At 30.4% G+C, this 21699-nt stretch carries 21 protein-coding genes and 2 pseudogenes; 10 read left to right on the forward strand and 13 right to left on the reverse strand.

Annotated elements, in window-relative coordinates; all coding sequences use genetic code 11:
- Positions 1-561: 561 nt before the first annotated feature.
- Entirely contained in the window at positions 562-2079 is a 1518-nt protein-coding gene (locus LQ675_RS12925) for a DASS family sodium-coupled anion symporter (RefSeq protein ID WP_048542929.1), read from the reverse strand.
- Between the two features lie 210 nt (positions 2080-2289).
- Between LQ675_RS12925 and LQ675_RS12930 the strand changes: the two genes are divergently transcribed.
- Both LQ675_RS12930 and LQ675_RS12935 read left to right on the forward strand, forming a co-directional pair.
- On the forward strand, positions 2290-3165 hold the full coding sequence (locus tag LQ675_RS12930; protein ID WP_119650037.1) for a hypothetical protein: 876 nt from the start codon (positions 2290-2292) through the stop codon (positions 3163-3165).
- Positions 3166-3323: 158 nt separating this feature from the next.
- Positions 3324-4145 carry a YqiA/YcfP family alpha/beta fold hydrolase gene (locus tag LQ675_RS12935; protein ID WP_058590749.1) on the forward strand — a complete coding sequence of 274 codons (822 nt, stop codon included), beginning with the start codon at positions 3324-3326 and terminating at the stop codon, positions 4143-4145.
- Positions 4146-4182: 37 nt separating this feature from the next.
- On the opposite strand, the gene LQ675_RS12940 is transcribed toward LQ675_RS12935, so the two are convergent.
- Positions 4183-4578 (reverse strand): VOC family protein, encoded by a 396-nt coding sequence (locus LQ675_RS12940; protein WP_048542923.1) that lies wholly within the window; start codon positions 4576-4578, stop codon positions 4183-4185.
- A 215-nt stretch (positions 4579-4793) separates the two neighbouring features.
- Here LQ675_RS12940 and coaA point away from each other — a divergent pair, with 215 nt between their 5' ends.
- Positions 4794-5696 carry a type I pantothenate kinase gene (gene coaA / locus LQ675_RS12945; protein ID WP_048542921.1) on the forward strand — a complete coding sequence of 301 codons (903 nt, stop codon included), beginning with the start codon at positions 4794-4796 and terminating at the stop codon, positions 5694-5696.
- A 23-nt stretch (positions 5697-5719) separates the two neighbouring features.
- Positions 5720-6523 carry a hypothetical protein gene (locus LQ675_RS12950; RefSeq protein WP_088592602.1) on the forward strand — a complete coding sequence of 268 codons (804 nt, stop codon included), beginning with the start codon at positions 5720-5722 and terminating at the stop codon, positions 6521-6523.
- Positions 6524-6567: 44 nt separating this feature from the next.
- Here LQ675_RS12950 and LQ675_RS12955 read toward each other — a convergent pair whose 3' ends face one another.
- Genes LQ675_RS12955 through LQ675_RS12970 form a run of 4 tightly spaced genes read right to left on the reverse strand, consistent with a single transcriptional unit; the run spans position 6568 to position 9339 of the window.
- The gene (locus LQ675_RS12955) at positions 6568-7458 is read right to left on the reverse strand and encodes a PhzF family phenazine biosynthesis isomerase (RefSeq protein WP_078354861.1); all 891 of its coding nucleotides are present in this window, start codon (positions 7456-7458) and stop codon (positions 6568-6570) included.
- A gap of 39 nt (positions 7459-7497) precedes the next feature.
- Positions 7498-7902: a nucleoside 2-deoxyribosyltransferase gene (locus tag LQ675_RS12960; protein WP_078354860.1), complete on the reverse strand. Its 405-nt coding sequence runs from the start codon at positions 7900-7902 to the stop codon at positions 7498-7500.
- A gap of 2 nt (positions 7903-7904) precedes the next feature.
- Positions 7905-8750, reverse strand: coding sequence for a DUF2785 domain-containing protein (locus LQ675_RS12965; protein WP_078354859.1), 846 nt, complete (start codon positions 8748-8750; stop codon positions 7905-7907).
- A 40-nt stretch (positions 8751-8790) separates the two neighbouring features.
- Positions 8791-9339: a nucleotidyltransferase family protein gene (locus tag LQ675_RS12970; protein WP_158262750.1), complete on the reverse strand. Its 549-nt coding sequence runs from the start codon at positions 9337-9339 to the stop codon at positions 8791-8793.
- Positions 9340-9539: 200 nt separating this feature from the next.
- Here LQ675_RS12970 and LQ675_RS12975 point away from each other — a divergent pair.
- Positions 9540-9850, forward strand: a pseudogene (locus LQ675_RS12975) (Abi family protein); the annotation flags it as partial.
- Positions 9851-9868: 18 nt separating this feature from the next.
- On the forward strand, positions 9869-10033 hold the full coding sequence (locus LQ675_RS12980; protein ID WP_158259168.1) for a hypothetical protein: 165 nt from the start codon (positions 9869-9871) through the stop codon (positions 10031-10033).
- 729 nt (positions 10034-10762) lie between these two features.
- On the opposite strand, the gene LQ675_RS12985 is transcribed toward LQ675_RS12980, so the two are convergent.
- On the reverse strand, positions 10763-11575 hold the full coding sequence (locus tag LQ675_RS12985; RefSeq protein WP_239727979.1) for a hypothetical protein: 813 nt from the start codon (positions 11573-11575) through the stop codon (positions 10763-10765).
- Between the two features lie 350 nt (positions 11576-11925).
- On the opposite strand from LQ675_RS12985, the pseudogene LQ675_RS15055 reads away from it, so the two are divergent.
- A pseudogene (locus LQ675_RS15055) lies at positions 11926-12495 on the forward strand (SAV1803-related protein); the annotation flags it as partial.
- A gap of 650 nt (positions 12496-13145) precedes the next feature.
- Here LQ675_RS15055 and LQ675_RS12995 read toward each other — a convergent pair.
- The gene (locus LQ675_RS12995) at positions 13146-13568 is read right to left on the reverse strand and encodes a hypothetical protein (RefSeq protein WP_239727981.1); all 423 of its coding nucleotides are present in this window, start codon (positions 13566-13568) and stop codon (positions 13146-13148) included.
- 1421 nt (positions 13569-14989) lie between these two features.
- Here LQ675_RS12995 and LQ675_RS13000 point away from each other — a divergent pair.
- A complete protein-coding gene (locus LQ675_RS13000; RefSeq protein WP_239727983.1) occupies positions 14990-15382 on the forward strand; it encodes a hypothetical protein in 393 nt (130 codons plus the stop codon).
- 1105 nt (positions 15383-16487) lie between these two features.
- Here LQ675_RS13000 and LQ675_RS13005 read toward each other — a convergent pair.
- The 5 genes from LQ675_RS13005 to LQ675_RS13025 all read right to left on the reverse strand — a co-directional run bounded on the left by LQ675_RS13005 (position 16488) and on the right by LQ675_RS13025 (position 19396).
- Positions 16488-17363, reverse strand: a complete 876-nt coding sequence (locus LQ675_RS13005; protein ID WP_239727985.1) for an ATP-binding protein — start codon at positions 17361-17363, stop codon at positions 16488-16490.
- Positions 17364-17379: 16 nt separating this feature from the next.
- Positions 17380-18225: a DnaD domain-containing protein gene (locus LQ675_RS13010; RefSeq protein WP_239727993.1), complete on the reverse strand. Its 846-nt coding sequence runs from the start codon at positions 18223-18225 to the stop codon at positions 17380-17382.
- A 251-nt stretch (positions 18226-18476) separates the two neighbouring features.
- On the reverse strand, positions 18477-18779 hold the full coding sequence (locus tag LQ675_RS13015) for a type II toxin-antitoxin system toxin TscT (RefSeq protein ID WP_239739077.1): 303 nt from the start codon (positions 18777-18779) through the stop codon (positions 18477-18479).
- 140 nt (positions 18780-18919) lie between these two features.
- Entirely contained in the window at positions 18920-19186 is a 267-nt protein-coding gene (locus tag LQ675_RS13020) for a helix-turn-helix domain-containing protein (protein WP_239727998.1), read from the reverse strand.
- A gap of 3 nt (positions 19187-19189) precedes the next feature.
- Complete coding sequence (locus LQ675_RS13025; RefSeq protein ID WP_239728000.1) at positions 19190-19396, reverse strand: helix-turn-helix domain-containing protein; 207 nt, start codon at positions 19394-19396, stop codon at positions 19190-19192.
- A gap of 131 nt (positions 19397-19527) precedes the next feature.
- Between LQ675_RS13025 and LQ675_RS13030 the strand changes: the two genes are divergently transcribed.
- Both LQ675_RS13030 and LQ675_RS13035 read left to right on the forward strand, forming a co-directional pair.
- Positions 19528-20106: a helix-turn-helix domain-containing protein gene (locus LQ675_RS13030; protein ID WP_239728003.1), complete on the forward strand. Its 579-nt coding sequence runs from the start codon at positions 19528-19530 to the stop codon at positions 20104-20106.
- A gap of 381 nt (positions 20107-20487) precedes the next feature.
- Positions 20488-21651: a hypothetical protein gene (locus tag LQ675_RS13035; protein ID WP_239728013.1), complete on the forward strand. Its 1164-nt coding sequence runs from the start codon at positions 20488-20490 to the stop codon at positions 21649-21651.
- The last annotated feature ends 48 nt before the right edge of the window (positions 21652-21699 follow it).

Raw genomic sequence — 21699 nt, forward strand, 5'->3', positions numbered from 1 at the left:
TCCATTTTGTATGTGCTAAACTGTTTGTGTCTGATGACATTTAATGCATCTCCTCGTGTTGTTAATTTTGGTTGGCTGACCAAATATTATTTTAGCATGTAGAGATGCATTTTTTAATACAACGGTTAAACCATACTGTACCATACGCATAGCGTATGGTTTTAATTACACAAGAAGAAGCCGTTCAATTTTGAAGATTGAACGGCTTTTTTATGTAGTTCGGATGGAGTTGGATGATCTCTTGGCTTTATTCAGTCGTTAAGCCACGACTTGGGTGATCTCTTGGCTTTATTTAGGCATTAAGCCATGACTTGGACGATCTCTTGGCTTTATTTAGGCATTAAGCCATGACTTGGACGATCTCTTGGCTTTATTTAGTCGTTAAGCCATGACTTGGACGATCTCTTGGCTTTATTTAGGCATTAAGCCATGACTTGCGCGATCTCTTGGCTTTATTCAATCGTTAAGCCATGACTTGCGCGATCTCTTGGCTTTATTCGCAACTTAAGCCACGACTTCGGCGATTTCTCATCTCAGCAGCCTGTTTATAAGTCTTCTCCTTTATATCAATCCTATCCACTTCCAATATGTCATGCTGAACAAGATAATTAATAAGTATCCAATAACTGTGAGTGGTACACCTGTTTTAATAAAGTCTTTAACGGTAAATGTTTCTGTGCCGTATGCCAGCATATTTTGTGGTGAACTAACTGGCAATAAGAAACCAAAGCTAATCACGAATTGTTGTATAAGTACAAACCCGATAGATTGGTCACCTAAATTTAATGTTTGTGTTAAAGCTATAAATACAGGTATTAATGCTGAAGATAAACTCGTTGCACTCGCAAATCCTAAATGTATTAAAATATTAAATATAGAAATGAGTGCAATGGTTGAGATTAGTGGCATATGATTAAGTCCCATCAATCCAAATGTTTTATCACTTAACCATTGTGCCGCTGTTGTTTCCAACAATACTGTTCCTAGTGAGATACCAATTCCAAATACGATAACTGTACCCCAAGGAATTTTCTTCTCAACATCTTCCCAAGTAAAGACACCGATTTTAGGTGTTAACATAATTGCTAATGCAATGATTGTTATTGAAGATGAATCAATCGGATGGAGCACTTTTTCGGTAGACCAGAAAAATAATAATAAGATAGAAATCGTAATGAGTCGCCACTCTCTTGCTGAAACTGGTCCTAATTCTTTTAATTGTGCTTTAACTAATTCATTTCCACCTTCTATTTCTTTCTCTTCAGGTTTAATGACAGTAATCATCACAAAGTATAAGACGACTGACATGATAATCGCCCATGGTGCTGCATACAAGAACCATTCACCCCAAGAAACATCTTGTCCCATCGATTTATTAATGAACCCTATCGCAACGATATTTTGAGCGGCGGCAGTCTTAATACCTATATTCCATATTGAGACGGCATGCACGGCTGTAATAATCAATAATGCTGCTAATTTACTGTTCTTAGATGTATTAAATGCAGCAATCATTCCTAATAAGATGGGTACAACAGCACCAGCTCTTGCAGTAGCTGAAGGTACAAAGAATGCTAAAATAATAGAAACTACAATTGCACCGATAACAATTCTATTTGTTTTGTTTCCTACAATAGAAAGTACTTGTAATGCTAAACGTTTATGTAAATTGGTTACTTGCATCGCTGTAGCTAAGAATAATGCTGCTGCAACGAGTGCCACTGCAGATCCTGAAAATCCGCTTAAAGCCATTTGTAACGCATTGCCTGTACCTAGTAATGAATCCCCTTCTAAAGCTTTTCCATTTGCTGACGGATTGCCTAAAGCATCTCCTAAATTTTGAACTGGACTAAATCCAATGAGTACAACGATCAGTCCAACAATCATGACCGCTGATACAGGATAAGTTACGGCTTCTGTTACCCACATAATAACTGCAAAAGCTAAAATCGCTAGCGCACATTTTGCCATAACAGGTAAATCGTTTGAAGTCGGTAATAACAATATTCCAATTAATACAACAAAACTAACAATAATCCAAATTGGTTTAAAAGCTTTTTTCTCAGTATTATTAGACATATCTAACAGCTCCAATATTAATTTTTATTGTTCTAATTTCCTAAATAATAACATATTTCTTTTTTGCATATAATACTTTTCACAATTAATACAATAAATACTTGAACTTTCTGTTATTTACATGTAATGTATAAAGGGAAGTGTGAGGGTTGTCTGCCGACAGACAACCCTACCTATTAAATTACTGTCAAATAAAGGATGATTTATAATATGTTAACTAAAGAATTCGCAACTAAAGTAGGTCTTAGTGAAAAGCAAGTTAGAAAAATTGTACAACACTTAGAAGACAGAGGATATCAACTTTCTAAGACAGAATATCGTGGAAGAGAAGCGACAGACTTCCAAGAAGAAGATATTGAACTTTTCCAAGAAATAGCAGAAAAGGTTAAAGAAACAAATAGTTATGACCAAGCATTCGAAACACTAGAACAAGAGAAAGACTTTTTACAAGTTCTTGTTAAAGACGAACCTGCTAATCAAACACCTGAACTACAACATTTAATTGAAGAATTAAGATTAGAAGTTCAACATATGCGTAGAGAAAGACAAATGCTTGGTGAAATGTTGCAACAAGTTCATATTCAACAACAGAAACTAGAACAAACTTTAGCATTACAAGCACCCCAACAATCAGAGGCTACTGCTCAAGAGAATGATACTAAAGTTGAAACGAAACAAGCTGAACAACCACAAAGTTCTAAAGTAGTTTCAAAAGACAAGACTTCTAGTGAATCAGTTGAAACTAAAAAACAAGAAGATAAAGAAGTAACAAAAGATACTGCAGCTGAAGAGCCAGCTAAATCTGAAACACAAGCTGAAGTGAAATCAGAAAATAAAGAAACTGCTGTTAAACCAGAAACGACTACTGATAAAGTAGTAGAATCTAAAGAAGAAGATACAACTACAGCTAAAGAAGAAACTACTGACAAAGCAGCATCTACTGAAGAAAAAGCACCTGAAACGACAGTAGAACAAACTTCAACGCTTTCAGAAAACAAAGAAGAAGAAGTAAAAGAAGAAATCAAATCAGAAACTGAAGAAGAACCTAAGAAAAAAGGATTCTTCCAAAGATTATTCAATATTTAATCCCTTTAAAAAGAGGTTGGGCATGATGCCTAGCCTCTTTTTTGTTAAGTTTTTGTAAATTTCCACTATATAATTGTTAATTGCTAGAGTACTTTGTTATATTGAATTTTATATTAAGTATTTGTAATGAATATTAACCATTAGGAGTGTTCCACATCATGGAAACATTAAATTACGAAGATTTGAACAACGACCTTTTATGGGCGCATAATAATCAAGTTGTGAAAATCATGAAAGATGAATTAGACATCTATATCAAGTTAAATCTTAAAGAAGATAATCATAAATTAGTTGTATTTTCAAATGGTGCGATTGATCCATCTAAAAGTAAACCACCTGTCTTTATGAGAAGTAAATGGCATGAAGATTTTAATGCAAATTGTCTTTATATAGATGACAGAACTGTTCATTATAAGCAATTACGTATTGGTTGGGGTGTCGGAAGAGAAGAACGTCATTTCTTAAAAGACTATTCTGAAATTGCGCAACAAGTCACGCAAGCACTCCAAATAGAATCTCAAAATGTCGTCTATTGTGGTTCATCAGCAGGTGGCTTTATGTCTATGTATTTAGCAACATTACATAAAGGCACAACTGCTGTAGTGAACAATCCACAATGTTACGTAGATCGTTACGATAAAGTGAACGTCGAAAAATTATACACTAAAATATTTCCCAACCGTTCACGCGATTATATCAAGAAACAATATGCACTTAGACTATCAATCACGAGCTTATTTCGCAAACAAAAATATGTACCTAAAATTTACTACATCCAAAACAGATTATGTGAGACTGATATGACTAGACATTTCGATCCATTTTGTAGTTTCTTAAATAAATACGAAATAAACAGTTCAAACATAAAGTTCATATTATACAACAATAAAAAGCTAGGACATAACCCTATATCAAGAGAAGCAACAGTAAACTTTGTAAACCAAGTCCTTGAAGATAAACTTGTCATAGCAGAATTTTAAGAATATCACCACCTTTATATCAAATCTAGAGGTGGTGTTATTCTTTAGATACTATTTCAATTTTCATTTTATCTGGATCTTCAAAATAAACAGCATAATGATGATTACCTCCAGCATATGGATATAAATCATCATACAGTCTATTAATATTTTTTTGTTCCAAAATAATATTGATACCATCCACTGTTACTCTGTCTTCAACTGTAAATGCCAAATGATTTAATCCAATCCTTTTACGATGATATCCATATTGTTTAAATGAATCGTCCACTTGTACAAATACTATGTACGTTTCATTTAATTTAAAGCTAAAACCTTCCCTCCATTCTTGATACAAACTATATCCTAGCAGTCCTAATAACCAACTATAAAAGTTTTTAGATTTATTTATATCACTAACATAGATCTCTAAATGATGTATAGAACCATTCATCTTCCAGTCACCTCAAATTCAAAATTATATTAAGACAATTTTTAATAATTCCCATATCTTCTATACATTTTAACACTATAAAGAAAATCATGATGTACATGAATAAAATAGTATATAAGAATTTTTCAAAATTAATAAAGCACTTTCATGACTATTTATGTTACCCTATACGAGTACTGTAAAAAGTGAAAAATTCTTAAGTAAAGGAACTCATTATGAAATTCACAAAAGAAGAATGGCAAAACACAAATTTTAAATTAGATATGGATACAAGTCATTTAAACTTAGAAGAAATTATCAGTTTAAATGATAACTTAACAAATTCAGAAATTAATGAACTCTATTTGCCACTCATTAATTTTTTGACAAACAAAGTTAAATTCCATAAAGATTATTCATCTAACATTAACAACAAATTACATAACAAAAATAATACACCACCTTTTATTATTGGAATATCAGGAGGGGTTTCTGTAGGGAAAAGCACTGTCTCAAGACTGCTTTTAAACTTACTACAAGAATATAACGCGGACTGGAAAGTTGATCTGATTACGACTGATGGTTATATCATGCCTAAACAAGAACTCATCGATAAAGACTTACTTTCTAAAAAAGGATTTCCTGAAAGTTATGATACAAAAACATTAATCAGTCACTTAAAACAAATTAAGAACAACGAGCCTAACATTCCAACATACACGTATTCACATATCACATACGACCGTCTTAAGGACCAGTATCACAACATAGACTGTCCGGACATTCTTATTATAGAAGGCGTGAATATCTTCCAAGTAAGTCCACATGAAGAAGAACTCGTAAGTGATTATATTGATTACAAAATATATTTACACACAACAATAGAAAATATGAAGAAATGGTATCTCAATCGCTTCTTACTACTTCAAGAAGAAGCTTTCCAGAAGCCAGACTCACATTTCTATAAATATCGAGACATCCCAAAAGAAGAAGCCTTAAAAATAGCAACAGATCTATGGGACAATATTAACGAAGTCAATTTAATAAAAAATATCTTGCCAACTAAAAACAGAGCAGATCTCGTACTATATAAAAATCACGACCATGTTATAGAAAAACTGAAATTTAATAAATTTTAAGTTATACGAATTGAGGTATAGTTATGAAAATATATCCTACTGAACAAATACTTAAACATTGGTCTGAAAATTACTATAATAATTTTGATTTATTTTTTGTTAATGATATCCCTTTTGAAATTGAAGATATAGTTATCACTCATAAAGATGCATTTAAGACAACAAGTTCATTTAATATTGATACAAATAACTTATATGAGTTTTGGAATTTAGGTGTCTACAATTATGTAATTAAAGCTTCAAAAGGATGGTTTGAAAATCTTAATGAAGATTCAAAAACATATATTCTTCAGGAACAAGAAAGAGTTAACAATCCACTATTCATAGAAGGCAACCTCATTACTTCACAAAAATGGAGCCAATTAACAACGAATAAACAAAGACAGTTTTTTAAAAACAGAATAGATAGATATTATGATAATCACGTAAAGCACCTTTCAACTTTACAATTACCCAATCATTTAAGTTCAATCGTTTCTACTTTTCCAAAACATCAAGGATCAAACTGTCTTTCAACAGTCCTTTATGCTATTACTAGAGATAGAAATATATTACAACAGTGGATAAAAGCAGATGCTTTTCTAACTAACCTTAAATCTTTAAACTACGAATTATTTTCAGAAGGAAATCAAAACGGAGATGTAATTGTTTATTTAAAGAATAACGCCGTAGTACATGCAGCATATCAAATTGATGATGGTTTATTCATAAATAAAAATGGACAAACCATTTTTAATCCTTATAAAATTGCAACTAAATCAGAGCTTGATAATGAATGGGGGAATTATCAAGAACACTACTATAGAAAAAATCAAAGCCCTCTCTAGTCCTTGTCTAGAGAGGGTTTTTAGTGTTCCGGTAGTCTAAATGATTATAATTCTATTTTTAATTCTTTAACATATATTGCACTACCTGTAATCTCAATATTAAGCTGATTGTTTATATTATTCACATGCACATACACTTGTCCATCTTTTCCTATTTCTTGTCCTTGTTCAACGATTAGTTCAAGCGGATATTTAGTCGATGTATTTATATATTGAGCATAGTATGCGCCCATTACACCAGAAGCAGTTCCTGTAACGGGGTCTTCAGTCGTTCCTGAAAATGGTGAAGAAAAATGTCTTGCATGCATATTCAAGCCTTCTTTATATGTTTCCATACAGAAAGGATGAATTGAAGTTTTGGGTCTTTCTTTTAATATTTCTGGAAATAATTTATTTTGAGGAATCATTCTTTTACATACTTCTAGATTCCTAACAGGTACTAATAATGTCCATGCTCCTGTACTCCCATAAACAATCGGATAATCTGTTACTATATCTTTCTCATCAATTCCGATAGCATGAGCCAAATCTACTTTCGATCCATTGAACGCATCAAATTGAGGGCTAGCTTGTTGCATCGTTATATAAATATTATCATTTTCAACATTTAAAGTAATTGGTAAGATACCTGCATTCGTCTCTATTATAAATTCATTATTATCTTCTAATAATCCATGTTGTTTCATTGCCGCGATTGTTCCAATAGTAGCATGTCCACACAAATCCATTTCGTGACCTGGCGTAAAATATCGTATCCTAAAATCAGCACGGCTTGATTTTAAAGGGAATGCTGTTTCATTAAATCCAATTTGTTTCGCAACTTCTTGCATATCTTCATCTGTTAATCCTTCACTATCTAATACCACACCAGCAGGATTTCCTTTATTCGCTTCTAAACTAAATGCATCATAATGATATACACTAACCGACTTCATGAAACATCATCCTTTATTTATATTTAAATCATGACCATATTATTTCACAGATTCAATAATACCTACAACTTCTTCATATACATTAACCCTATCAAGCTGCTTTCGATAAACATTTTCCAGGAAATAAAATGTAGCTGCATTATCAGCTTCAAATATGTTTTCATTTTGTGCTAATAATAGAATAGGTTTATTATGTCCTATCGCAATACCTATTTCTGTATATGTCCCTTTACCTCCGGGCAATATAGCTAACAGTATATCTGAATTTTTCACTGCATCCGCTTCTGATTGACCAATTTTTCTTAAGTCCTCTTTATTAATTGCTTTATCATTCAGCGTCCAATTATAAGTATTTTGTAAGCCGTGTTGTTCTAAGCTCTTTATAAGTTTATTTACAACATTCTTATTTCCAAAACTACCTGCTACATAAAATTTTATCCCCATTTTTATTCTCCTTGTTGTGTTAATTCTAAGTATAACTTATTAAGGATTTCTTCTATTTTATCTTGAGTTACCTGACATTTTTGATTAAATTTTAGTCTAAAATACAATGTCTTCAAGAAATCTTTTATATTTTTCCTTATTCTAAAATAACTTAAATATACTTCTTCAGATTGATTTAAATCTGTTTGATTAACTGTCACGAATAACTCGCTTATCCAATTACTTAATTCTTGATCTGCAAGTCCTTTTTCAAGTAATGCTTCAATGATAAATGCTTGTCGCTCATCTTCATCATCTATATAGCAAGATAAATCAGTATTTAACTGATAAAGTTTTTTAGCGATGACCTTTAAGATCACTTTATTACAGTCACCTGAATAATTTTTAGATCTAACACATGTTGCAAGTAAATCTGATCCATGCGCAACACTATGCATCCATCCTGTCCCTTGTACATATCCTCTAACATCAGATTCCTTATCCATGTATTTAATCGCTATGTTTATAATCTTCTCGTAAATATCCTGAGGTAACTGTTCATGTTCTTCTAAATATTCAACAATGATTCCGATAATAAGTGCACTGAAACTTCTATCCAGCACAAGATGTTCAGTATCACTTTCGTTAACACTTCTTAAAACAAATTCACAATGCTCAAGTAACTGTAGCATTTGATAATCTTCCAATTTCCCACTTATAATTAAACGCGCAATTAAGTCAAAATTATCTTCACGAATATTGGCATTAAGATTTCCAATATTGGACATCATTAATTTAAAATCTTCTTCAGTTATTTGTTCATCAGGTAATGTATTTTTATATCTTTCAATTAATCCTTCGATTGTCATTAAGAACACATCCTTTAAGAATTAAATCTTTACTTAAATTCTAATTATCAAATGTTAAATTTGGCCATTGCTTATGCCATTGTTTTCGATTAATTCTATCCAAATAAACGTCATATCTACCAGAGTCATGATTAAAATATTGAGTTGGTGAAACAATACCGTTAAACAAGTCTTGAACACTGTAGTTATAATGTACTTCTAACTCACCATTTTTTATCCTAGCACAAATAGCTGTTGGCGCTTCTGTATAATGATCCACAGCATCCTTCGAATCAATATATTGATTAAAATCATTTTTCAAATGCATTCTCGCTTGATTTTTTACTGACCAAGGTATGCTAGAATCAATATCTCTTAATTGCTGTTCATATCGCTTCTCAATAGATTCATCTAGACAGTCAGCATCATAAAATATAACATCAACATCATTATATGGTGTCTTATCTGTATAATCATGAATCATATCCCAAATTTTATTTCTTATAAATCCCGCGCTAACCCACGAATCATTTAAATTCAGGCTTTCTACAACTTCTAAAATATAAATCATATCCGCATCACTTTTAATAAGGTCATAAATAGCCTTCATAAACACACATCCCATAAATTCTATTACTCATTATTATATTGTATTTTTACAATGAATGAAATGAGATGCATTGAAAACAACTACAGAAATAAAGAAAAAGCCAACATAACATGATATATGAAATGCTGGATTATTATTATATAATTTAATCAATATAAACTATCAAAAGATGGCCAGATATAAAGGATAAGTAGTTATGTATGAAAAGAAAATCAAAATTGAGCTTTGAAGAGCAAATTAAAAATTAAAATCATTAGGTATTTTATTTAACGAAATAAAAGAGGATGAAGCTAAAGAAATATTGAAATATAATACGTACTTATTTAAATTATCTTCATTCAGAAAAAATGTACCTAAAGATGATAGTGGAGATTATAATTTCGAATTTTCTGCATTATCAGATCTTGCGACTTTAGATATGAGATTACGTTACATATTATTACCTATGTGTTTAGATATAGAACATTCACTAAAAACAGACATTCTCAAAAAAATAACTAATGACGATACTTAAGATGGATACCAAATTATGCAAGATTTTATTAATAATCATCTAGGAAAAATTTATGATAATGAATCATACTTAGTATACACCACAGGTATAGGGGAAGATGTTATACTTGATTATATTGATATTATAAACAATAAGAAAGATGCACCTGATAGCTTTCAAAACGTAGTAAAAATCAATTAATATATTGGAGCTTTTTAATGTATAGAAAAATAAATTTATTCATCGTATTTCTCATTTTATTATTATCTATAATAACGACTTTCTTGGATCAAAAGACATCTTTTTTTAATAATTTAACCGCTTTGCTATATATACAGTTTGTTTTCTCTATTTCAGTAAACATATTTTTACTAAAATATATCTTTGACTTTGAAATTATTAGAAGATTATTAGATAGAACACACATTCTTTTCCAGTACTTTATTTATACAGCCTTTTTATTTCTGACAATGTTTATTTCTTTTAATTTTACAAATATTAATTTATTAAGACTAATCTTTAGTTTATTATTCTTGTTTGTATTTAGTTTTTTAACTCAATTATTAATTTGTGAAACAATATCTAAAGTATATATAAGAAATAACAAGTCTATTTACTTCAGCGCACTAGTAATGTTTATACTATTTATACTTTTAATAATTCCAAATTATTTACAATAATATCGTTGTCATTATAAATAACAACTTTTCTATAAATCCAAACACAAAAAAACCCTCTAGCCTGATTGCTAAAGGGTTTTGCTATACGTTATATATTATTGTTCCTCTTTGATATACGACTATTTTTATTATATTCATACTTTCTCAAAATGCTTTAATATCAATTTTCAAAGAGTACCTGCAATCTAATGTACTTCATACTTCTGCCCTTTTCATTATAAATCCGCCCTTTTTTTGCCCTTTAAATTTACTATTTAAACTTTATAAAATACTTTAAACCAAAATACTTATGAACTTTTACTTCCTCAAAAAGTTTATTTTCGTCAGAAATATTTATTTTAATATCTTCAATACATTTATCTAGGTTAGATTTTATGAATTGATACTCTACAAATGTTGATATTACGTCTTTTCTTACTAATTCTTTATTTCTGGTTTCTGTATAATCATCTCTTAACCTATCAATTTCAGATTTTTCTAAATTAGAATTATCTTCAGGATGTCCTAATCCTGTATCATAAATATTTATTAACTCTATATGCTGTTTCATTCTATTACATTCATTATAGGTTTTTATCAAACTTTTATATAAGCCTGAAGTTCCATTGTAAGTTTCTCTATCTTCAAGCAATTCTATAATAGGTTTTGCATATCCGTCTATGACTTCTCCTGGGCGCATAATACTTTCTACAATCTCATTAAATTCTCTTTTATCATTTTCATCAACATATAAAAGTTCAATATCATTTTTTACAGCCAAAGAATGATTTATCACTTCTACCAACTTAATATTTGCCACTAACTCAACTTTACTAATTTTTTCATAATCATTTTGATTTTTTTGATGCTCATATAATTTTCTAGCATTATCTCCTGCCACTTTAGCACCGAGATATGCTCCTCCCATTGTAGCAAACAAACTAACAAAAGCTAGTATCACTGTCATTGTTTCATATATGTAATCTTTTATTACCATTTGTCCTATTACTAAACCAAATGATAATATCGCAATCATACTCACAACAATGATTACAATAATTGTTCTTAAGCTTTCTTTACTCATTATCTCACCCATTTTTAACTTAATAATACAATATTAATCAGAATATTGTATATACCTCTTCACTCAAAGCAATTTCGAAGCGGGTAGATTACAATGAATACACTAATTTTCATCATCTAATGTCGTGATTTACGACTTTAACTTTACATTGGCTAGTTAACGTTTTAGCGGAAGCCTATTAATGTGACGTCATTAGTAATGACATCTTCATGGCAAGCCCAAAAAATTAATAGCGAAGACATATTATATCCTACCGTAACAATTCGTTCCACCAACTTTTTATTATGGTTTAAATTAAGTTTTAAACAGACAAGTGGTAAGCTAAATATATCAAAAAAGGGGGATTAATAATGGTATACGATATTGAATACAAAGATAAATACAATTACTATTTAAGCTTATTGAAACTAAACTATAGGCAACTGGTCGGCCATTTAATCAAAAAACATGGGAATGTTATCGATAACTACTATATGGAAAAGTCATATAATAGATTTTTGAATGGCAAAATAAAAACTATATCTCATGGGAAATATTCAAAGTCTATGGAAGGTCTATTCTGCCACCATATTCTTGAAGATAAATTCCAAAACCTTTCTAACAAAGAATATATCTTAAAGTATAAATATCCCTATGAGTATCAAAACAAAGAATACTTGGTTTATTGTGATTTGATTGAACATTTAATACTACACGTTTTAATAACCAAAGAAACTGAAGGAAAATATGGAGTTAACGGCCTTTGTGAATACCTTAAGCCAATAATAACTGAGTGGTATGTATTATATAAAGAACCTAAAAAAGTGTGGGAAAAGTTATGTAGAGAAAGAGCATATTTACCAAGCCAGTATGTAGCAAGCCTATTTATTGAAATAGACAAGAAATTAGTTAATAACGAAATATACTCATATATTGAAAATAATAGAAATGGTTTCAACAAAAGAATGGAAGAGATCTGTAAAGATAGAGAAACTAGAAGACAAAAACGCGTATTGTTTCTAAATATAACTGACGAAGAATATTTTGATAATGAAGAGATAATATTAAATGAAGAAAAGTGGTATGAAAATAGAAACTTGATACTTAGTGGGAAATTAGAAGTGCTAGACCAAAAAGTATCAAGAAAAAAAGTGTTGGAAATCCTCTATTTCTATTATTCTATGAATTCTTACAAATTCAGTAGTAACCAGGATGAATTTAATCATTCTAAAATAAATATTTTAAAAGACGATTTAATTAAAGAGATACTACAAATCACTAATATAACGATTGATAAACTAAATAATGCGACTTATTACCAATTTCGACTAAATAAAATACCATCAAGCTTAATTAAGACCAAAAAGATGCCCGCCAAATAAGGCGGGTTTCTCTGTATTGTTGTAGTATTTCTCACATCAATTCGACTATTATATTCTACAAATTTTTACTAGATTTTCCTATTTAATGTACATTAATATTTAAAAAAGGGAAAAAGTCCGAAAGAAAGGTCTGCCCCGTTCCGAGGAAAAATTTTTCCATGGCCGTCAAAATTGGTGGGGGGACTTTTTAAATTTTCGAATTTTCATTTTTAGATTTCTAATTTTTTTCTGATCAACGCATGTTTATTACGAATGTAGGATTCGCTATACCCTAACTCATTTGAGATTTGTTTTAATGTTTTCTTCTCTGTATATTTCATGATGAGTATTTTATTCTCTAATGAATGGGGTAAATTATTTACTTCTTTTAATAAATTCATTTCTATTTTCAACTTATTTAGTTCTTTTTCAATACGTTTTACTTCAAATAATAGTTCTTTTTGCTTAGATAATACCGTTAAATATTTATTTTTGTAGAACAAATCGCCTTGTCTCCAGCGTTCATATTCCGATTCAACAATTGTTAACTTATCAATCTTTGTTAAACACTCCGCTTCTAACTGTAAGTATTCATGAATCCAACTCATCCTATACCATTTAAATTCTTTTAAATCATTTAGTGCTAGTAACATGATATCAACACCTCTTTAAATTATAATAAAGATGTAGTTGATCAATTAATTCAATCATAAGTTTTATAATCTATTTATCTCTTAACCATTCGGTATCCCACATACCAAATGGTTTTATTATGTTTTAATACTTGGTAATACTTTGCATAACATCTCTCACAACTCACCTGTTCACTTATACAAATCCATAAGATATTGAGCAGATTCAAATCGCTACCTGCACACTGTAAAGTCTGCGCTAACTCTTACTATGTAATACATGTTACTTATTTTTAATTCATTACAGCCATATACTTGGCCAACTATAGCTAACACTCTTTTAACATATCATTATTACTATTCTACTGCTAGACATCATGATATTTCATCCAGTCAGGTCATCGCCTTATTCTAAAGGTTTAGGATAACGCTACCTGATAAATCTTGTGATATGAATATGTAATCGTTTGTTACTTGAATATATGCTTCACATATCTTACTTTTATCATTATGACTTAGCTTATACTCTATATACATTCGCTAATATGTATATACACTCATTAACCTTCTGTCGCCCAGATTAGTCCAACTTACTATATCCATTGAGGTTAGCATGTAATCTATTGCTTATGTATCTGATGTCTGGTGTCCCATGTACTATTATATATCCATTAATGTATTAGTCACATTTCAACACATATATTCAATTACTATTCGTAACCTCAATAGTTCAACCGCTTCTTTAATTAACTTACATTCCAACTTAAATGAAATGAACTCTCGCAATTGGCTTTGCTGATCAGTAGATAGAGGTAATGTTGCATGAATGACCCTGCGACTAACCTCTAGTTACGGACTTATTTGTCTACAACCGTACTTGTAAGTACACTTGTGTAATTATATTAACAACCGTAGTTATAAATACACCTGTACACTTTTGTACCGATTGTTTTATCTTATTTACTGTTACTTATTTTTGAGTAATAGCTACTGCCCATATTTGATCAATAGTACATGCTCTTTTTTGGGCGTGTGCTTATTCAACGCGCTCAGTTATGAGCGAGTTCATCATCCTTATTGACTATACACTTTTCTTACTGTGTTCATTATATAAATATGAATTGAAGCGGTTGGTCATTGTACATAAGGTTGCCCCGGTTTCGGGATACCCTTTAACATATTTTTTCACCATACATTATGTCCGTTTACTTTTTTTGATGATTCTCATTTCTCAATATCAACATTTTATAAAGTTATGGTTTTGATGTTATTAAACAATACACACGATGATGTACGAATAGGCATTATTTATATGCCTATCTGTTTTTATTTATTTAATATCCTTCACTTAGGAACTAATTATTGACAGTGAGGATTTATCTTAAAATGTTGTTAAGCCTTAGTTTATAATTAATAAAAACTATACTAGGAAGGATGATAAAATGGATGAAATTATAGAAGATATTAGTAGATCAGTTTGGAACTTTATTACATTAGCTTTATCAATTGCGTTCTATTTCTATTTAAAACATTCAGCCAACACTTTCGTATCTTTACACGGTAGTGGTGTTAGAGCTAGAAACCTGATTAATCAAGAATATATGACAGACACAGGAAGAATTTTAGCATTAATGTTTTTAACTATCGTCTTGTTCGCTATTACAATATTTATAGCTTTTAAAAGCGCATCTTTTACTGGATTATTTCAAATTCTTGTATCACTATGGTTTATTTATCTTACTTTTCGTATTAGTGCTTTACCATTTTTGGGAACAGCACTTTTAACAATTGTTATAGGTGGTGCGTTAGTTTATATCATTACTCATACTAACTAATATATATGAATATAAAAAACCCCCTATCTATAATAAATATAGTTTAGGGGGGTTTCGTATATTTCTTTAGCTTTTAAAAATTTGTCGAACGCAATTATATCCATATTGCATAATTTTAATTTTTATTATCACTGTCCTACTGTTCTTATTGTCGTTTGAACCTGCGTACTCGATTTGGGTACTTAGCTCATCTAATTTCAGAAGATGAATAGATAATTTACATACAGACAAACGATGGAATAAATCATTACCCCCTTTCATGAAAAATCCCCCGCGTTGCGAAGTATGAGCAATCTCCGGTTACCCGGAAACCGCGCCACTGTTGCATTGGCAGGGGAGTGCTTATTACTTATTCCTCTTACAACTTTCTTTATCCCTACCGTAATAAACACACTACCATTTTATTATATTTATATAGCATTAATATTTGAATTATTTATCATACAAACTAACAGAGCAGCTAGTCTCAAATAGATTAAATTTACTTGCTGCTAATCAAATAATTCTTATTCTGCTTCTTTCTCCTTCTCCTGGTACTCTATCTGTTGTTACACACCGTTAAATCGGTCTATCAATTTTAATACTCTTTTCCTGTTTCTCTATTGTCTCAGAATTTTTGTGTAACTGATTATAATCCCTCACACCTTCAACTCCTATAACATGTTTGAATGCTTATTACTTATCATTTGTATTATTGACTAAATGCTCTTATCAGCCGTTTAAATGCCTAATTTGAAGCGGTAATTTATTCAGGCTCCTTAATATACAAGAACAACTCTATACATTTATCACATCATATATTTGAGCAATTACAGATAACCTTACTCAATATCGTTATTTAAGCTATTAAGTATATTTTTTCATGTCTGGCATATTAGAATGAATATCAAATCATAATTCACCGTAGTTTAATTATCCACAAGCAACATACCCTATTTTGCATTTTAACGGTTCAATTTAGGACGTTTAGCATTTCATGACATTTTGTATTATCGAACATATAATCCATTAAAAATACCCCTATTTTTTTAAAATTAGGGGTATTACATTTCTTTTTTAAAATCAATTTGTCAAAAAAACCACTTTTTACTGCTGATAATTTATTTTAAAACGGTGGATCATAAATATCATACGGCAAGCCGTTTAGTTGATTAGTTCTAGGTTTCTTTCTCACCGCTTCTTTGTTGTCTTTAGAATCGTTAAACTTACCTTTTCTCCGCCTATCAGTCCCTCTCATCTCTATTGGCGTAGTATTCTCCATCATTCTTGAAAATATTCGTTCCCAGTCTTTATCATCCGACAACTCCTTTTGTGTAAGGTTTGTTGTATATATATTATGTTTTCCTAGTCTTGATTGGATAATCGTCAACAATAACGACATTTGAGTTTTGTAGTTAGCTGAAGCCCCTACATCGTCAAAAATAACCAAATCAGCCGTTCTAATGAGTTGCAGCATTGTTTCTTGGTAGTTCTGCTTGGCAAGTAATGTATTAGAATTCCAGCTCATCGTAATATTATTCAAAAGCTGATTAATATCCAGGTACATCACTCTAAAACTTTTGCGAACTTCATTCATGATTGAAGCGGATAACATTGATTTACCAGTACCATAGTCACCGTATATAAAAAGCGATTGAGGATTATACATGTCAAAATTATTTGCGTACCTTTGACAAATCCTTTGAGCTCTTGCATTTAGATTATTCTCTGGTTTGTACTGTTCAAAAGACACACTTTGAAACTTTTTCGGCACAAACGATAATGACTTCTTAAAATATCTATCTCGACTAACTTTCTCATACTGCTTTCGATTTCTTTTGGCTAACTCATTCAAGTTGCAGTGACAGTTATAGCGCCATTCATAACCGTTCTCATGCTTTATATCATTGACTGTCCTACCGCAACCTGAACAAATATATAGATCTGATTCATAAATAACTGGCGAACCTTTATCTGAATTTCTATACTTTACTTTTTCCACACGTTAACCTCCTAACTCAAAACGGAAGTGAATCTTCAGGAATTTCCTTAAACTCCATATCTTGATACGTCGAATAATATTCATCTTTCTTTTGTGATTTGTTTTTAAAATTGTGATTGCGCTTAATCAAGTACCGTTCAGCGTCTTCTTTTGTCTTAACTCCGTTATTGGCCCAATCAATCAAGATAGAATTAATATATTTGTATTTTTGAGCGCTATTCTTACCTGCTTCTTGTATCGCTTTACAGACGATACCTTTGCCAAATTTATCTACGTCCTGTGATAAATAGTTATAGTCAGTCGCGTTCAACATGCCTATCGCATGTTGGTAATAATCGACTATTTTTTTGAAGTCTTCATCACTCACATCATCTTGATGATGAAGATGATTTATATTCTTACCTTCTTTACTTCTTAACTTCTTTACTTCTTCATTAGTTGTTACCTCTTTGTTAGTCCTTTGTTGGTTCTTTGTTACCTCACTGTTAGTAACATTGTTGCTATCTTTGTTACTCTTTTCATCGTTAGACTGATAAACTCCCCAGTTGATAATGGTTATAAGCCTATTCATCTTTGTTGATTCGTTTGTTATAAAACCTAATCGCTCAAACCTCGCTAAAGCACTGCGAACATTCTGTACAGAAATCCCTTTTCCACACTCTTCAGCTATATTTTTGAGTGATGTTACAAATTGGCCTGGCTTTGTAGTGTATGTTTCGCCTTTATATTCCCATTCATTGCCATTAAAATCCGCCATAATTAATAGTTGAATTAAGATTGTTTTATGTTCAGGTGTAGACTGTTTCCAAATCGGCTTTTCAGCAATACCTCGCCAAAGTTTTAAATATCCAGGTCGTGCCATACATCACTCCCTCACTTTCTGTATTTGATGAATTATGTTAAGATTACATTGAGTTATTTCTTAATAACTGCACTTTGATTGCTCACTTCTTCGGTCTCCAAACTTTGAGAAGTGGGCTTTTTTTATTTCTAATAAACTTGCATATAGATAACACAGCATGCCTGATATTAAAATTGAAAAGTAAATAGCATTTATAGTGTCTATACCTTTATAAATCAAGATAGATCCACTTGAAATTATGAGAAATATTATTACTGTTTTTCGCACTGGATTTCCTCCTTTTTAAGCTTCTTTACTTCTGAACCAAACTCTTGAACAAATTCGTCCATTTCCTTTTTGTAGGTTTGAAGTAATATAACTGATTGACATAGCCTGATGCGTTGTTGAGCATAACCTAGTCCGTGATTCATCACTTCATCTTTACTCTTTAGCCTGTACTTATCGAAATGATCCTCAATTAACCAATAATAACTATCTATTAAATCTTGCATTCTGTCTTGTAGAACATCCATGTTAAATTTTATGTTTTCAATATTAAATAATTTGTTTTTCATTTAAGTATTTAACCCCTTTTTATTATTTTTATATAACTTTTCCTATTACTATTTTATAAACTTTAGCAGCTAACTTATGATTTATTTCACACCTATACACCCCATTAAAATTTGTAATTGTAACTATAATGAATAACGATCTACATCCACTTTTTATTTAGTGTTTTTAAGTAACCTCTAAACTGCTCTATATCGACTAACTTAAGTGTTTCAGATATAGAGATATACATTTCATCAATTCCGTTTGGCTCCTTTTCCCACCGCTTCAAGATACGGTCTACAGTAGATCTGCTCATTCCAAACATATTGGCCAGAATCGGCGCCTTCGCATATAGTGGTTTAAATATTATTTGTTCTTCATTTATCACTGTGTTTTCTTTAGTTGGTATTGTTTTTACGTTTGTCATTGTTTACATCTCCTTTGATTTAATACCAAAGAACTCATTCGGAGTTATTCCAAAGTATTTACAAATTTTCATAACAGTTTGTATGTCTGGATTTTTTGTTCTTTCATAATATAAATTTTGCAACGTCGTTCTTGAAACTCCTGTATACCTGTGAATATCAGAAATTTTACATCTTTCCTTTCCCATTAATAGACTTAAATTATTCTTCATAATCTCTCCTCCAATCATAATAACCAATTAATTGGTTATAAATAATATTATAATGGTTATATAAATAAGTCAACAGTAAACTATTGAAGATAATCAATTGGGTGGTTATAATAAGTAAAAGGAGTGATAAAATGAGTATAATAATACCTAATTTAAGAATAAAAATGGCTGAGAGAGGCTGGGGCATCAAAGATGTAAAAGAACGAACTTCTTTATCAAGAACTACTATATCTAATATGTATAATTTTTATGTTGATGGCCTGAAATTTGAGACGTTAGCTGAATTATGCGATCTTTTCAATTGTGAACCGAAAGACTTAATTAAACTTTTAAAAGTAGAGATCCAAGAATATAAAATAACTTATGAAACTATTTCGAAACCCGATATTTCTGGAAAATATGATGGAGAAACATTAATTTATTTTAAGTCAGATATATTAATAGATAACATCAAACTTAATAATACTTTCAATATTACTCTATCCACTTCTTTTGAACCTGAAATTGATTATGTTACAGGTAATTTACTATTTAGCGGTAGTGATTTTTTAGTTTCTGAAGATTTGCCTTATAGTAAAGTAATATTAGATAAATTATTAGCTGATATTGAAAGTAAAATAAGTGCCATATTAATGAAAGAAATTATACCTAGCAAAGTTGAAGAAATTCAAGAAGTTATATATTCCCAAGACATAAAAGGTTATTTGTAATCATTGAGAAAGAAAATAAACAGATTTTTTAATAAGAAAACACGAAGTATTAGCTGAAGAGCTCGCTCATTATAAATTAACTTTTGGCAACATTACAGATCAAAATGATTTTAATATTAGAAAATTTGAAAATTATACTAGAAGTTACTCTATGGAACAAGTAATTTCTTTAGATGGTGTTATAAAAGCATATAAGAATAGTTGCCATAATGTATATGAAATGTCTAATTACTTTGAGGTGACCGAAAAACACATAATCCTGGTTATCCAACACTATAAAATGAAGTTTGGTTTATCCACCTACGACTAAGGTTATGTTATTAAATTTGAACCTTTGCAGGTGTTTAAATATATAGAATTCAAATAAAGGGGAAATGTGGAATGAAAAAGGTATTAATCATAATATTTTCTTGTTTATTAGCACTTGGAGCATGTGGCCAAAAAGAAGAAAGTAGTAAGGGCGAAACGCAAAGTAACAAAGCCAACTCTGCAAAGTTATCATTAGAAGAACAAAATAAAATCTATAAAAAAGAAACGAAAAAATTAAGTGAATCAATCACTAAATTTAGCAATTATTTTTTTGAAGGTTATGAATCAGGAAAAAACTCATCAAATGATGATGAAATAGAAGAAGATGTTATTAACTCAGATGTAAAAAAAGAAATTCAAACTATAAAATCAGAAATAGATAGATATACTGAAAAAACTAAAAACTTAAAAGACATTGATACAAGTGTTGGAGATTATGCCGCTAAAACCTATAAAGTAATGAGTCTATTTTCTGAAAGAGTTTATGAATTAGAAGTATTTAAGAAGAACAACCCAGATAAAGAAACATCATATGATATAGCTTCATTTGATGCACTCCTAACGACAACTTCGACATTAGAATCATTATCTTTTGAATATGACAATTTGAATTCAGATTTAAAAAACGAAGAATTAGGAGCCAAAGGTAATGAATCTGTAACAAACTTATTGGCACTATCAAACGATTTTGATCATATGGATAACTCAGAAGTATTAGGAACTTTTATATCAAAATTCAATGATAATTTAAGTTCTAAAGATATTAAGGTTCTTTCAAATAAAGAATTTCGCAAAAATAATTCTAAAATTATGATTACTGAAACACCAGATACTTCAAAACTCGAATATAATTCGCTTATTGATGATATAAACGAAAATAGTCCTGAGTTCTTTCATTATGAGCATACTAATAAAATGGTTTCTACTACCGAATATAACAATATTATGGATATAAGGAATGGTATAGTATCAGCTGATGACGATAGTAGTATAGAAGAAGAAAATTCAGATAGCGAAGAAAAAGAAGTTACTCGTGATAATGTAATGGACTTAGTTGAAGATTACGAAGGGGCATCTTTAGACACTGGTACTTATACTTATAAAGAACCTGAGCAAAAATCAGACGGTAGTTGGGGATTTGCATTTTATACCAAAGATGGTGAACTTGCTGGTTCATATATTGTAGATGAAGACGGTGATGTAACAAAATATGATGAAGATGGCGTAGAAGAATAAATTATAACCTCACAAATCGTGGGTTTTTCTTGTAAGGAGGGTTAACAT

This window comes from Mammaliicoccus sp. D-M19 (genome assembly GCF_022386695.1).
In the GTDB taxonomy this organism is placed as follows: domain Bacteria; phylum Bacillota; class Bacilli; order Staphylococcales; family Staphylococcaceae; genus Mammaliicoccus; species Mammaliicoccus sciuri.

Excerpts from the sequence above, each read along its gene's own strand:
- LQ675_RS12925 (WP_048542929.1), bottom strand. The coding sequence starts at position 2,079 with ATGTCTAATAATACTGAGAAAAAAGCTTTTAAACCAATTTGGATTATT.
- LQ675_RS12930 (WP_119650037.1), top strand. The coding sequence starts at position 2,290 with ATGTTAACTAAAGAATTCGCAACTAAAGTAGGTCTTAGTGAAAAGCAA.
- LQ675_RS12935 (WP_058590749.1), top strand. The coding sequence starts at position 3,324 with ATGGAAACATTAAATTACGAAGATTTGAACAACGACCTTTTATGGGCG.
- LQ675_RS12940 (WP_048542923.1), bottom strand. The coding sequence starts at position 4,578 with ATGAATGGTTCTATACATCATTTAGAGATCTATGTTAGTGATATAAAT.
- coaA (WP_048542921.1), top strand. The coding sequence starts at position 4,794 with ATGAAATTCACAAAAGAAGAATGGCAAAACACAAATTTTAAATTAGAT.
- LQ675_RS12950 (WP_088592602.1), top strand. The coding sequence starts at position 5,720 with ATGAAAATATATCCTACTGAACAAATACTTAAACATTGGTCTGAAAAT.
- LQ675_RS12955 (WP_078354861.1), bottom strand. The coding sequence starts at position 7,458 with ATGAAGTCGGTTAGTGTATATCATTATGATGCATTTAGTTTAGAAGCG.
- LQ675_RS12960 (WP_078354860.1), bottom strand. The coding sequence starts at position 7,902 with ATGGGGATAAAATTTTATGTAGCAGGTAGTTTTGGAAATAAGAATGTT.
- LQ675_RS12965 (WP_078354859.1), bottom strand. The coding sequence starts at position 8,750 with ATGACAATCGAAGGATTAATTGAAAGATATAAAAATACATTACCTGAT.
- LQ675_RS12970 (WP_158262750.1), bottom strand. The coding sequence starts at position 9,339 with ATGAAGGCTATTTATGACCTTATTAAAAGTGATGCGGATATGATTTAT.
- LQ675_RS12980 (WP_158259168.1), top strand. The coding sequence starts at position 9,869 with ATGCAAGATTTTATTAATAATCATCTAGGAAAAATTTATGATAATGAA.
- LQ675_RS12985 (WP_239727979.1), bottom strand. The coding sequence starts at position 11,575 with ATGAGTAAAGAAAGCTTAAGAACAATTATTGTAATCATTGTTGTGAGT.
- LQ675_RS12995 (WP_239727981.1), bottom strand. The coding sequence starts at position 13,568 with ATGTTACTAGCACTAAATGATTTAAAAGAATTTAAATGGTATAGGATG.
- LQ675_RS13000 (WP_239727983.1), top strand. The coding sequence starts at position 14,990 with ATGGATGAAATTATAGAAGATATTAGTAGATCAGTTTGGAACTTTATT.
- LQ675_RS13010 (WP_239727993.1), bottom strand. The coding sequence starts at position 18,225 with ATGGCACGACCTGGATATTTAAAACTTTGGCGAGGTATTGCTGAAAAG.
- LQ675_RS13015 (WP_239739077.1), bottom strand. The coding sequence starts at position 18,779 with ATGAAAAACAAATTATTTAATATTGAAAACATAAAATTTAACATGGAT.
- LQ675_RS13020 (WP_239727998.1), bottom strand. The coding sequence starts at position 19,186 with ATGACAAACGTAAAAACAATACCAACTAAAGAAAACACAGTGATAAAT.
- LQ675_RS13025 (WP_239728000.1), bottom strand. The coding sequence starts at position 19,396 with ATGAAGAATAATTTAAGTCTATTAATGGGAAAGGAAAGATGTAAAATT.
- LQ675_RS13030 (WP_239728003.1), top strand. The coding sequence starts at position 19,528 with ATGAGTATAATAATACCTAATTTAAGAATAAAAATGGCTGAGAGAGGC.
- LQ675_RS13035 (WP_239728013.1), top strand. The coding sequence starts at position 20,488 with ATGAAAAAGGTATTAATCATAATATTTTCTTGTTTATTAGCACTTGGA.